At 34.4% G+C, this 12,363-nt stretch carries 13 protein-coding genes; 7 read left to right on the top strand and 6 right to left on the bottom strand.

The window, feature by feature from the left end:
- Positions 1-184 precede the first annotated feature (184 nt).
- Positions 185-1,729: an Rne/Rng family ribonuclease gene (locus ABEB23_RS13805; protein ID WP_348813194.1), complete on the bottom strand. Its 1,545-nt coding sequence runs from the start codon at positions 1,727-1,729 to the stop codon at positions 185-187.
- A gap of 386 nt (positions 1,730-2,115) precedes the next feature.
- Positions 2,116-2,406, bottom strand: coding sequence for an HU family DNA-binding protein (locus tag ABEB23_RS13800; protein WP_039112429.1), 291 nt, complete (start codon positions 2,404-2,406; stop codon positions 2,116-2,118).
- 132 nt (positions 2,407-2,538) lie between these two features.
- On the opposite strand from ABEB23_RS13800, the gene mutY reads away from it, so the two are divergent.
- Genes mutY through gldD form a run of 4 tightly spaced genes read left to right on the top strand, consistent with a single transcriptional unit; the run spans position 2,539 to position 5,946 of the window.
- Positions 2,539-3,573: an A/G-specific adenine glycosylase gene (gene mutY, locus ABEB23_RS13795; protein WP_348813193.1), complete on the top strand. Its 1,035-nt coding sequence runs from the start codon at positions 2,539-2,541 to the stop codon at positions 3,571-3,573.
- Between the two features lie 51 nt (positions 3,574-3,624).
- Positions 3,625-4,062, top strand: coding sequence for a single-stranded DNA-binding protein (locus ABEB23_RS13790; protein WP_348813192.1), 438 nt, complete (start codon positions 3,625-3,627; stop codon positions 4,060-4,062).
- Between the two features lie 23 nt (positions 4,063-4,085).
- Complete coding sequence (locus ABEB23_RS13785; protein ID WP_348813191.1) at positions 4,086-5,381, top strand: gliding motility-associated protein GldE; 1,296 nt, start codon at positions 4,086-4,088, stop codon at positions 5,379-5,381.
- A gap of 1 nt (position 5,382) precedes the next feature.
- Positions 5,383-5,946 carry a gliding motility lipoprotein GldD gene (gldD, locus tag ABEB23_RS13780; protein ID WP_348813190.1) on the top strand — a complete coding sequence of 188 codons (564 nt, stop codon included), beginning with the start codon at positions 5,383-5,385 and terminating at the stop codon, positions 5,944-5,946.
- A 184-nt stretch (positions 5,947-6,130) separates the two neighbouring features.
- On the opposite strand, the gene ABEB23_RS13775 is transcribed toward gldD, so the two are convergent.
- Entirely contained in the window at positions 6,131-6,508 is a 378-nt protein-coding gene (locus tag ABEB23_RS13775; protein WP_348813189.1) for a heavy-metal-associated domain-containing protein, read from the bottom strand.
- A gap of 106 nt (positions 6,509-6,614) precedes the next feature.
- On the opposite strand from ABEB23_RS13775, the gene ABEB23_RS13770 reads away from it, so the two are divergent.
- Complete coding sequence (locus ABEB23_RS13770; RefSeq protein ID WP_348813188.1) at positions 6,615-7,484, top strand: DMT family transporter; 870 nt, start codon at positions 6,615-6,617, stop codon at positions 7,482-7,484.
- 95 nt (positions 7,485-7,579) lie between these two features.
- Here ABEB23_RS13770 and ABEB23_RS13765 read toward each other — a convergent pair whose 3' ends face one another.
- Both ABEB23_RS13765 and ABEB23_RS13760 read right to left on the bottom strand, forming a co-directional pair.
- The gene (locus ABEB23_RS13765; protein WP_348813187.1) at positions 7,580-8,995 is read right to left on the bottom strand and encodes a M16 family metallopeptidase; all 1,416 of its coding nucleotides are present in this window, start codon (positions 8,993-8,995) and stop codon (positions 7,580-7,582) included.
- Between the two features lie 13 nt (positions 8,996-9,008).
- Complete coding sequence (locus ABEB23_RS13760) at positions 9,009-10,331, bottom strand: M16 family metallopeptidase (RefSeq protein ID WP_348813186.1); 1,323 nt, start codon at positions 10,329-10,331, stop codon at positions 9,009-9,011.
- A gap of 266 nt (positions 10,332-10,597) precedes the next feature.
- Between ABEB23_RS13760 and rplU the strand changes: the two genes are divergently transcribed.
- Positions 10,598-11,026, top strand: coding sequence for a 50S ribosomal protein L21 (rplU, locus tag ABEB23_RS13755; protein WP_348813185.1), 429 nt, complete (start codon positions 10,598-10,600; stop codon positions 11,024-11,026).
- A 23-nt stretch (positions 11,027-11,049) separates the two neighbouring features.
- Positions 11,050-11,310, top strand: coding sequence for a 50S ribosomal protein L27 (gene rpmA / locus ABEB23_RS13750; protein WP_025539465.1), 261 nt, complete (start codon positions 11,050-11,052; stop codon positions 11,308-11,310).
- Positions 11,311-11,532: 222 nt separating this feature from the next.
- On the opposite strand, the gene ABEB23_RS13745 is transcribed toward rpmA, so the two are convergent.
- The gene (locus ABEB23_RS13745) at positions 11,533-12,189 is read right to left on the bottom strand and encodes a sterol desaturase family protein (protein WP_348813184.1); all 657 of its coding nucleotides are present in this window, start codon (positions 12,187-12,189) and stop codon (positions 11,533-11,535) included.
- Positions 12,190-12,363: the final 174 nt, after the last annotated feature.

Here is a 12,363-nt window from a genome sequence, read left to right as displayed (position 1 = left end):
CTTCGTTTGTAGTGAAAATCCTTTTCTTTTTTTCTTTAAAAAAGAAAAGATTACTTCACTTAATATTTATTTTCGTAGGAGTTCAGTGAACTTCGTTTGCAACGAACAGCTGGAAAAAGCTCCTAAAAAAAAGACATAAAAAAACCGCCAATCTCACGAAAGGCGGTTTTATTTTATTCTGAATCTATTCTATAATAGCATTTTCTTTTTTATCATAGAAATGATATTCTAAATACGTGTAAGCGTCACGAGGTATGATTTTCACCCATTTTTTATGTTCAAAGAACCACTTTGAACGTATTGATGGAAAACCTTTGGTAAGGTATGCAGCCACAAATGGATGTACATTAAGAACAACTTCATTGTGGGCTTTTAAAACTCTTTCTAAATCGGAAGCAATTTTATCAATGATCAGTATTGGCGCTTCAATTTCGCCATGCTCATTGTTTGGATCTTCTTCTCTAGTTTTAATATTTACTTCTGGTCTTACTCTTTGTCTGGTAATTTGAACTAATCCAAATTTGCTTGGAGGTAAGATTTTGTGTTTCGCTTTATCATCGCTCATTTCTTCTCTCAAGAAGTCGAACAAGACTTTACGATTTTCGGGATTTGACATATCGATAAAATCGATTACGATAATACCACCCATATCACGAAGACGCAATTGTCTTGCTATTTCGGCGGCAGCGATCATATTCACTTCCATGGCGGTATCTTCCTGATTAGTGGCCTTATTTGAACGATTTCCGCTATTCACGTCTATAACATGCAATGCTTCAGTATGTTCGATAATAAGATATGCCCCTTTACTCATGGAAACCGTTTTCCCAAAGGAGGTTTTGATTTGTCTCTCTATGTTGTATTTCTCAAAAATAGGTGTGTCTTTTGATTGATAAAACTTAACAATGGATTGTTTGGATGGTGCAATTTCTTGCAGATAATCCTTCGTTTGGTTGTACAACTCTTCATCATCTATTTGAATACCGCTAAAGGTATCATTAAACACGTCTCTCAATATGGATGAAGCTCTGTTGAGCTCTCCCAATACTTTGGACGGATGATGAGCAGTTGGTAATTTTTTACACATTGCAGTCCATCTGCTGAGCAGGTTCTGCAAATCTTTTTCTAATTCGGCTGTATTTTTGCCTTCGGCTACTGTGCGAACAATAACACCAAATCCTTTTGGCTTGATGGATTGTACTAATCGTTTCAAACGATCCTTTTCTTTTTTGTCTTCTATTTTTTGAGAAATAGAAACACGATCAGAAAAAGGAACCAAAACTATAAATCTTCCGGCAAGAGAAAGCTCAGCGCTAATTCTTGGACCCTTGGTCGATATAGGCTCTTTGACGACTTGTACTAAAACAGATTGATTGGCACTTAATACATCAGTAATAGTACCATCCTTGTCTATTTCTTTTTCAAACTGAAAGGTTTTTAGGGAGAAATCTTTTAATTTACCTGCGCTTACAAGTTTTATGAATTTCAGTTGGGAAGATAAATTAGGACCTAAATCGTGATAATGTAAAAAAGCATCTTTTTCGAAGCCTACATTTACAAAAGCAGCATTTAATCCGGCAACAGGTTTTCGTATTTTGGCGATAAAAATATCACCTACTTGAAAGTTGCTTTTTTCTTCTTCTTTGTGTAATTCAATTAGTTTTCCATCTTTTAATAAGGCAAAATCTACGGCTTCAGAACTAGATCGGATGATTAATTCTTTATTCACACTGTAAATTTTTATCCGAACTTTTTAGTTTTCAGTTTTCAGTTTTCAGTTTTCAGTTTTTACAACTCATAACTCATAACTTATAACTCATAACTGAATTGTAAGGATGGATTAAACAATATTTTAACAGGTATTGAACCCGGTGAAAATCAGCTGGCAGTTTGCAGTGTTAGATTCGGAGTTAACTGAATACTAAGAACTGAATACTGATTACTAATTTTCGATTTCAATGAACGGTTAAAAAGAAAAAAGTAGTTTAAAACTACTTTTTCTTTTTGTGACGGTTAGCTCTCGCTCTTTTTTTGCGTTTGTGCGTTGCTACCTTATGTCTCTTTCTTTTTTTACCACTTGGCATATCTTGTAGATTTTATGATTAATTAATAGTATTATTTTGCTTCGTTGTTTATTTTCACTCCTTCTACAAAAACTTTTGCTGGTTTGAATGCAGGAATGTTGTGTGCTGGAATTTTGATTGTTGTGTTTTTGGAAATATTTCTTCCTGTTTTTTCAGCTCTAGTTTTCACGATAAAGCTTCCAAAGCCTCTTAAATATACATTGTCTCCAGTTTCTAATGAAGTTTTTACTTCATTCATAAAGGTCTCCACAGTTGCTTGAACATCTCCTTTTTCAAGACCTAATTTTTCTGAAATCTTCGCTACGATATCTGCTTTCGTCATTTTCTTTCCTATTTATATTGTTGTACTATTTTTTTGAGTTTGCAAATATATGAATTAAAAAAACAATAATTCAAGCTAATTCATTAAATTTTAATTACATAAACTTTTACTTTTGCGAACAAATAATTAATAATGATCTTTTCTAACCTGTTGATAAAATGGTATTTACAAAATAAACGCGATTTACCATGGCGAAATACCACCGATCCGTACCCGATTTGGCTCTCTGAAATCATGCTTCAACAGACTCGAGTAGCGCAGGGAACACCTTATTTTCTTTCCTTTACGAGCTCCTTCCCAACCGTTTTCGATTTGGCCAATGCCAGTGAAGAACAAGTCTTAAAACTATGGCAAGGTTTGGGCTATTATTCCCGTGCTCGTAATTTACACAAAACGGCCCAGCATGTCGCTTATGAATTATCAGGAAATTTCCCTGCCACCTATAAAGAATTATTAAAACTAAAAGGAATTGGAGAATATACCGCCGCCGCAATCGCCTCTTTTTCTTACAATGAAGTAGTTCCGGTGGTTGATGGAAATGTATTTCGGGTTCTTTCTCGTTATTTCGACATTGAAACCGATATCGCGCAGGCTTCCGCCAAAAAAGAATTCGCTACCCTGGCTCTCGAATTAATCCCCAAAGACAATCCCGCTATTTTCAATCAGGCCATTATGGAGTTCGGCGCTTTGCAATGCGTTCCAAAAAACCCAAATTGCAGCATCTGTATTTTTAACGAAAGTTGTGCCGCTTTACAAAAAAACAAAGTCGACCAATTACCTGTAAAGTCGAAAAAGTTAAAAGTAAGAAATCGTTTTTTCAATTATCTGGTTGTTTCTGATGACCACAACAATACATTAATCCAGAAAAGAACCGATAAAGGAATTTGGCACAATCTATACGAGTTTCCTTTAATCGAAACTAATGAAACAAAAGATTTTGATTTTGTCTCCAAAAACATACAAGATGATTTTTTCAAAAAGAACAACATCCTTAGCATAGGTCTACTCAACGAAAAAAGCATTATTCATAAATTATCACATCAACATTTACACATTAAATTTTGGAAAGTAACTATTAAAGGAACAATTGAAAACGGCGTTGACTCTGCCACCTTAAAAACCTTTCCCTTCCCAATCGTGATTCACAATTTTATTGAAACGAATTAAATTTGTGTTTCCAAAAAAATGTATCTTTGATTTAAATACCACTCTAAAACAATGAACGGAACATTAAATAAAGTTATGCTTATAGGTTATCTTGGTGACGATGTCAAGATGCACTATTTTGACGGAGGGAATTGCATAGGAAGATTTCAACTGGCTACTCACGAGATATACATCAACAAAACGACCAATGAAAAAATAACCTCTACAGAGTGGCACAACTTAGTAGTACGAAATAAAGCCGCCGAAATTTGCGAAAAACATCTTTCAAAAGGTGATAAAATATACATCGAAGGCCGAATAAAATCTCGCCAATGGCAAGGGGAAGACGGCACTACAAAACACACCTCCGAAATTCAAGTCACCGAATTTACTTTTTTATCAACAAAGAAGGATTCTGAAAACAACAAACAGACTAATTCGGAATCATCAAAAAACACTACCTTTGAACCACAAAATAACGACTTACCTATCAATGACTTGCCGTTCTAATTGTTTAACTAATCTCTTTTAATTTGGACCCAGAGCCCAGTATAAATTTAGCACACACTTTAGATACTACAATAGTATTTGGTTTTATCGGAATATTTGCCCTGCTGTTTTGTTCCGCATTAGTTTCAGGTGCAGAAATAGCGTTTTTCTCTTTATCACAAAAAGACATAGACGAAACCATTCAGGAAAATGATTCAAAAGGAAAAATCATTGCTGATCTTTTAGAAAAACCAAAAAAATTATTAGCCACTCTTCTTGTCGCCAACAATTTCATAAATATAGGAGTGGTCATTTTATTCTCCTTTGTTGGCAAAGAATTATTTGCAGAGGTAACTTCCCCTATTTTAAAATTCATGCTGGAAGTTATTGTAGTTACCTTTTTGATTTTGTTATTTGGCGAGGTACTTCCCAAAGTATATGCCAGCCGAAACAATATAAAATTCGCCCGACAAATTGCCTATCCGATAGCGTTTCTTGACAAAATACTTTCACCGGTAAGTTTACCTATGCGGGCAGCCACAATCTATTTTCACAACAAACTGGGAAAACAAAAAACGAACTTTTCAGTCGATCAATTATCACAAGCCTTAGAACTGACCGACTCGGATGAAACCTCATACGAGGAGCAAAAAATTTTGGAAGGGATTGTTTCTTTTGGAAATACAGACACCAAACAGGTGATGAGCCCAAGAATTGATATCTTTGCCCTAGAAATAGACGAACCATTTGATATAATCTGTCCAAAAATTATTGAAAAGGGCTTCTCCAGAATTCCGGTGTACCGGGACAATATTGACCAGATAGAAGGTGTTTTGTTTGTAAAGGATTTACTTCCTCATATTAACACCAATGATTTTGATTGGAAACCGTTGATCAGGACTCCATTTTTTGTTCCGGAGAATAAAAAACTGGACAACCTCCTTAAAGATTTTCAAAACATGAAAAGTCATTTGGCCATAGTTGTCGATGAGTACGGAGGAACTTCTGGTTTGGTTTCCCTTGAAGATGTCATCGAGGAAATCGTGGGCGACATTAGTGATGAATTTGATGGAGAACAACTAAACTACACTAAAATCGACAATAAGAATTATCTTTTTGAGGCCAAAATAAACCTCAAAGATTTCTACAGGGTTATAACTGTAGATGAAGAGCTATTTGACCTTAAAAAAGGCGAAGCTGAAACATTAGCAGGATTTATTCTCGAAATTCTAGGTAATTTCCCGAAAAAAGATCAGAAAATCATTTTTGAGAATTGCCTCTTTACAATAGAGACAGTTGACAAAAAAAGAATCAAACAAATAAAAGTAACAATAGAATAAAATGCCTACAAAAAACCTTACCACTACTATACTTTTCATAGTATTATTTTCAGTTTTCAGCTGTAAAGATGATGTTTTACCCAAACCATCAAGTCGTTTAAGATTGGATTATCCAGAGGCTAAATATGTAAATTTCAAAAACGAATGTCCGTTTACTTTTGAGATGAATTCAGAAGCGATTATCAAAGGAGAGCAAGATTGCGGGTTTGCTATTTCATATCCAAAAATGAAAGCCACTATTTACCTGACTTACAAACCGGTCAATAACAACATCAATACTTTATTGCGTGACGCTCAAAAATTAACCTATGAACACGTAATAAAAGCGGATGATATATTAGAGCAGCCATATTTGAATCCCAACAAAAAAGTCTACGGTATGTTCTATCAGGTAGACGGAAACGCAGCCACTAATTCGCAATTTTACGTGACTGACAGCACCAAACATTTTATTACCGGATCGGTTTATTTCTATGCAAAACCCAATTACGACTCCATTATGCCGGCTGCCAGTTATATTAAAAATGACATGCAGCGATTGATGGAAACTTTAAACTGGAAATAACCAGACCAGAAATTTATTGAAATATTAAAAACAATCTAATTATAATAAGATATTTGATCTCGATAAATCCTCTGAATCAGATTCTGAGCTTTATAAAAATGAACTTCAATCTCTTGTATGGTCAAAAAAAAAAAAGCATTCTCGTTAAAAGAATACTTTTTTAATAAAAAATCTAAAAGTCAATTTATGACTTCATATCTTTAACCTTGTATGTTTTACCATCTCCTGTAGCCTGAACCACCTCAGTCAGTTTTTCTGGTGTTTGAACCGTTTTATCAAAAGTCACTGTAGCTGATTTTTTATCAAAGTCAACTTTTGCTTCCTGAACACCTTCCAATCCAGACAATTCTTCTTCAATAGTTTTGGCACAACCCATAGCACAAGTCATTCCTTCTATCTTAAAACTGGCTTTTTGAACATTCTCAGCGGCAATTTTCTTTTCTACTTTTGGCGTAGCAACTTCTGTTTCAGACTTCACTACAGTTTCTTCCGTTTTTTCTTTACAACCTACAAACAAAAGACTTGCTATCGCTAAGGCTGCTATTGATTTTGTGAAATTCATTATGTTTTGATTTAAATTAATTCATTTTTTAAAGCAAAGCAAAATTAATTAAAAAAAGGTCTGTAAATTCATAAAATAATTACAATTTTGGCGCAAAATACGATTTATGTTTTCAAAACAATTGAAATGGGTGTATCTGGTAATTCTTTCCTTAGTCTGGGGAAGTTCATTTATATTGATAAAAAAAGGATTAATAGGACTCACTGCTTTTCAATTAGGCTCTTTACGAATTATATTTGCGGCCTTTTTTTTATTACTGATTGGCTTTAAAACACTGGCAAAAATTCCTCGCCACCAATGGAAATTCATTGCATTGACATCCATGTTCGGGACATTTATTCCTGCCTACCTTTTTGCTATTGCCCAAACCCAAATCGACAGTTCCGTAAGTTCCATCTTAAACTCGCTAACCCCATTAAACACCTTAATTTTGGGAGGTCTATTTTTTGGATTGAGTTTCAGAAGAAATCAGATTTTTGGAGTTCTGATTGGTTTAATCGGAAGCGCTTTATTGATTTTGAATGGCGCCATCCATCATCCGGAACAAAATTATTATTATGCTATTTTGGTATTAATTGCTTCCATCTGTTATGCAACCAATGTGAACCTCATCAAAAAACACCTGCACGATTTGACCCCACTGAGCATCACTACCGGTAATTTTTTGGTGCTGCTTTTTCCGGCATCACTTATTTTATTTTTCTCAGGATTTTTCGACACAGTGCATCTCAAAGAAGTACAGCAATCGGTATTTTTCATCATGATTTTGGGCGTTGTAGGAACTGGAATTGCCAACATTCTATTCTTTAAATTAATTCAAATGTCCTCTCCGGTATTCGCCACTTCAGTAACCTATCTAATTCCTGTAGTTGCTTTCTTTTGGGGATTATTAGACAACGAAATGCTCACACCCATTCAGTTTATTGGAGCATTCATCATATTAGTTGGAGTTTATCTATCTGCTAAGAAGCCGTAAATAGACGAAGATATAATAGGCTTCAATTATTTACCTAACAAAAAAAAAGACTGCCCAAAAAGACAGTCTTTATTTGTTTATAGAGTATTTATTACTTACTTATAAATTGGCTTTTCTACCGGATTCCCGTAATTATCGAAATAAAACATCGGGATTTTTAGTTTTTCCAATCCAGGAATAACTTCCGAACCTTTACCGGCAATAATAATCCTTGTATTGTCTAAAAGAAAATATTTATTGGCAGCTCGAAGCACATCTTCTGGTGTTACCGCATTAATCGTTTTGATATAATTTTCATAAAAATCTGCCGGAAGATCTTCGGTTTCTATATTTAAAGCATATCGCGCTATAGCTTGCGGTTTTTCGACTTGCATTACGAATCGTCCAATATAACCAGCTTTGACATCATTAAGTAATTCTACAGATACTTTCTCGGTTCTAATTTTTTTAATCTCTTTGATAAATTCTACCACGGCACTATCAGTAACAGCACTTTTAACCGCGGAAGCCGACCTCAATTTCGTCACATATTTACCGGAACCGATGACCGCATTGGCTCCGTATGTCCAACCGTGTTTTTCTCTTAAATTCATGTTCAGATAACTGCTGTAATCTCCTCCAAGTATATACGTCGCAATAACTGCCGGAAAAAAATCAGCATCACTCATCTTTAAATTCAAGGTATTGACTAATGAAATTTCAGATTGCACGGCATTGGGAACATCAACAAAATTAACCTGGGTAAATGGCGCATTTTGTGGATTTGGATACGTTAATTTTGGAGCACTTCTTTTTTTCCAAGATCCAAACAAATTTTCAACGATAGGTCTTACGTCCTTATACTTAATATCACCTATAATCACTAAATATGCATTTTCAGGTACAAAATAATTTTTATAATTAGCTTCCACATCCGCAAGACTGACATTTTTAAGCGTTTCTTCCGTCACATATTCACCTGAAGGATGATTTTTACCAAAAGCAAGCGCATCGACCACTCTGTTCGCAATTGCAGGAACATTTTTCTCCTGAGCCTTAAGCCCTTCCAGCAATTTAGCTTTTTCTTTATCAAACTCTTCCTGAGTGAATTTTGGATGCAAAGCTCCATAAGCCATGAGCTCTAAAATTCTTCCTGAATATTTAGAAAGCGAACTGGCATAAGCACCTTGTGAACTAAAGTTAATATTGGCTCCCAAAAAATCAATCTCTTCATTAAAGGCATCTTTAGCAATTTTCACATTTCCGTTACCGATCATGTTATTGCATAATTCATCAACTCCTTTTTTATTTCCTTCCGGAAAAGGCGCATTATCTAAGGCCAGATTAAAAGTTACTCTGGGTAATTTATGATTTTCAACAATCATAACCTTCAAACCATTTTCTAAAACAAAGGTTTGCGGTTTTTTTATATTTACGACTGGAGAAGCTCCAGGTTTGGGTTGGGGACGGTTTTGTGCCTGCATAATTCCTGTTACGAACAAAATGAATACTAGAATAATTGTTTTTTTCATAATTGAAAATGTCTTAATTTCCTGGGGTTGCCACAGGAACATAATCTAAAATAAGTCTTTGATTAGGATTCAAATATTTTTTGGCCACCTCTCTTATCTCTTCACGTGTAATAGAATTCAAAAGATCAATTTCAGTATTAATCAAATCGATATCCCCATAAAGCAAATAATAAGTAGCTAAATTTTCTGCAATTCCTTCTAAATTGGCATTCTTATTTACAAAACGATTGTCAAACGTATTTTTTAATTTTTGAAAATCTTTCTCAGAAATCAATTCAGTCTGAATTTTCACAATTTCCTCGTCAACTTCTTTTATCAAATCTGCAGAAGTAAAGCCATCCATTGGCAATCCATACAATATGTACATACCATAATCCTCCTGGCTAAAACCAACTGCGTCTATTTGAAAAGCCATTTTTTTATCATCAACTATTTTCTTATATAATTTAGAACTTTTTCCGTCACTTAAATAAGATGAGATTAAATCCAAGACTCTGGCATCTCTTGTTTTCATCGAAGGCGTCCTGTAAGAAGCTACAACCATTGGTATTTGAATATTTGGATCTTCGTAGCTCGCTTTGATGGTTTGTGTTATAGGTTCTTCAACGAAAGATTGCTTTTTCAGCGGCATTCCTTTTTCTATAGGACCAAAATATTTCTGAATCCACTCTTTTGCTTTATTCTTCTCAAAATCACCAGCCACAACCAACACCGCATTATTGGGAACATAGAACTTTGCATTAAAAGCCTGAAACTCTGCCAAAGTAGCCGCATCCAAATGTTCCATGGAACCAATAGTGGACCATCGATAAGGATGATTCTTAAACATATTTTCTTTGACTACCGGAAGAATATTTCCATAAGCCTGATTGTCATAACGGCTTCTTTTTTCTTCTTTGATAACTCCGTTTTGGGTTTCCACTCCTATTTCGTTAATCACCGGATGCATTAGTCTTTCGGATTCCATCCAAAGTGCTAATTCTAAATTATTGGAGGGAAACACTTCGTAATAATAAGTACGATCGTCAGAAGTGTTGGCGTTGTTTATGCCACCATTCGATGTAACGATCTTCATCCATTCACCTCTTTTGATATTTTCAGTCCCTTCGAACAGGAGATGTTCAAAGAAATGGGCAAATCCCGTCCTGTCCGGTGTTTCATCTTTGGAACCCACATGATACATTACAGAAGTAACAACTACGGGCGCCGATGGATCGTTATGCAATATAACATGTAAGCCATTATCTAAATCATATTCTTCGAAAGCAATTTTTTGAGCCGAAGCAACCCCTCCCAGCATAAACGCAGTACTTAACATCATCATTAATTTTTTCATACGGATTAATAAATTTCTATTTGCAATAGATAAAAACGAAAAATATTTATACTCCAAAAATACCTTCTTTTTAATCATGATTATCTGATGTTTAAAATTTTCGGTTAATTTTAACAAATTTAGACCTGATAAACACGATTTTAAGAAAAGATAACACACTGAAAAACAAACAAAAAAACAGCTAAAGTATTTTTTCACATAAGGGATTGCAGGATAAATATTTAATTGTATATTTGCAACCTTAAAAATTATTAAAACAATTCAGTATGTATGCAATCGTAGAGATAGCAGGGCAACAGTTCAAAGTAAGCAAAGACTTAAAGGTTTATGTTCACCGTTTGGCTAATGAAGAAGGTTCAAAAGTTTCTTTTGACAAAGTTCTTTTATTAGATGATAATGGAAATGTAACTTTAGGCGCCCCAGCTATAGAAGGTGCTTCAGTAGAAGCTAAAGTGTTACAACACTTAAAAGGAGACAAAGTTATCATTTTCAAAAAGAAAAGAAGAAAAGGATACAAAAAGAGAAATGGTCACAGACAATATCTTACTCAAATTGTAATTGAAGGTATTACTGCATCTGGAACAGCTAAAAAAGCAGCTCCAAAAAAAGCAGCAGTTGAAGCAACTACAGAAGAAGCGCCAGCTCCTAAAGTAAAAAAAGCTCCAAAAGCTAAAAAAGAAGATACTCAAGAATAATAACAAAATAAAACTAATACGTCATGGCTCACAAGAAAGGTGTCGGTAGTTCTAAGAATGGTAGAGAATCAGAATCAAAACGTTTAGGTGTTAAGATTTTTGGTGGTCAAGCTGCTATTGCTGGGAACATCATCGTAAGACAAAGAGGTTCTAAACATAATCCAGGTGAAAACGTTTACATCAGTAAAGATCACACTTTACATGCAAAAGTTGATGGAGTTGTTAAGTTCCAAAAGAAAAGAGATAATAAATCATACGTTTCTATCCTTCCATTCGAAGCATAATCTGTACGACTTATATTATTACAAAACCCGTTTCGCAAGAAGCGGGTTTTTTGTTTACTATATAAATCACACAGTGTACTTTCCCAACCGAAAATCAAGCTAAGCTTTATATTTATTTAATTTAAAGGCATAAAAAAACCGCAGCTTTATTTTGGCTGCAGTTTTATAATTAAGCTTTGGCGTTCTACACAGATTCCACATCTGCTTTACTTAGGCCGGTTATTAAAATTTTAATTCTTTTGCCTTCTCAGGATCCTCTTTGTGTTTTTTTAAATCAAAAGTAGTCTGAAAAACTTTATCCCAAAAAGTATTACTTACACCAAAACCGAGATGCTCATTTCTATAATGATGCATTTGATGATTTCTCCATAAGGGCTTCATGAAATCAAAAGGAGGCTCAAAGGCATGGATGGCATAATGCGTAGAAGCATACAATAGATAACCAAAAATAAAACCCGGAAAGAAAGCCCAATTATAATCCCATAAAAATAAATAATGAATTCCAAAAAGCGAAGTCGACAACAGTAAACTAGGCACCAGTGGCATAAACAAACGCTGTCTGTCACGAGGAAATTCATGATGATTCCCATGTAGAACATAGGCTATTTTTTTAACCTTTATATTATCACTAATCCAATGAAAAACAAATCGATGTGCTAGATACTCAAACAAAGTCCAATACAACATTCCTGACACAAACAACAAAATAATTGTACTTACAGGCAAAAGAAATGCAACATGGGCTTTATACAAGACATATGCTAAGATTGGAATATATACTCCCCAAATAATCAAAGGATCCGTTTTAGTAAGCATCTCTAAATACTTATTTTCAAATAACCGAGCTTGTCCAGAATTTTGAATGTTTTTACGATCCATACTTAACTGCTTTAATGATTAATTTTTAAAATGCACTTATCAATTGTATAAAATAAAATTAGAAAAAATAAATCAACCCTCCAAGTGGAAGTTTCTGCCATTTTTACTATCCGCTATTTTCATTTTCCTTCAGCAGCTATTTCAAACCACCAATCACCCTCTCCAATCAGCTTT

Source organism: Flavobacterium maritimum (assembly GCF_040049085.1).
GTDB lineage: Bacteria > Bacteroidota > Bacteroidia > Flavobacteriales > Flavobacteriaceae > Flavobacterium > Flavobacterium maritimum.
The sequence above is the reverse complement of the archived record's forward strand: the minus strand, read 5'-3'. Positions and strand labels throughout refer to the sequence as shown.

Excerpts from the sequence above, each read along its gene's own strand:
- ABEB23_RS13800 (WP_039112429.1), bottom strand. The coding sequence starts at position 2,406 with ATGACGAAAGCAGATATCGTAGCGAAGATTTCAGAAAAATTAGGTCTT.
- mutY (WP_348813193.1), top strand. The coding sequence starts at position 2,539 with ATGATCTTTTCTAACCTGTTGATAAAATGGTATTTACAAAATAAACGC.
- ABEB23_RS13790 (WP_348813192.1), top strand. The coding sequence starts at position 3,625 with ATGAACGGAACATTAAATAAAGTTATGCTTATAGGTTATCTTGGTGAC.
- gldD (WP_348813190.1), top strand. The coding sequence starts at position 5,383 with ATGCCTACAAAAAACCTTACCACTACTATACTTTTCATAGTATTATTT.
- ABEB23_RS13775 (WP_348813189.1), bottom strand. The coding sequence starts at position 6,508 with ATGAATTTCACAAAATCAATAGCAGCCTTAGCGATAGCAAGTCTTTTG.
- ABEB23_RS13770 (WP_348813188.1), top strand. The coding sequence starts at position 6,615 with ATGTTTTCAAAACAATTGAAATGGGTGTATCTGGTAATTCTTTCCTTA.
- ABEB23_RS13765 (WP_348813187.1), bottom strand. The coding sequence starts at position 8,995 with ATGAAAAAAACAATTATTCTAGTATTCATTTTGTTCGTAACAGGAATT.
- ABEB23_RS13760 (WP_348813186.1), bottom strand. The coding sequence starts at position 10,331 with ATGAAAAAATTAATGATGATGTTAAGTACTGCGTTTATGCTGGGAGGG.
- rplU (WP_348813185.1), top strand. The coding sequence starts at position 10,598 with ATGTATGCAATCGTAGAGATAGCAGGGCAACAGTTCAAAGTAAGCAAA.
- rpmA (WP_025539465.1), top strand. The coding sequence starts at position 11,050 with ATGGCTCACAAGAAAGGTGTCGGTAGTTCTAAGAATGGTAGAGAATCA.
- ABEB23_RS13745 (WP_348813184.1), bottom strand. The coding sequence starts at position 12,189 with ATGGATCGTAAAAACATTCAAAATTCTGGACAAGCTCGGTTATTTGAA.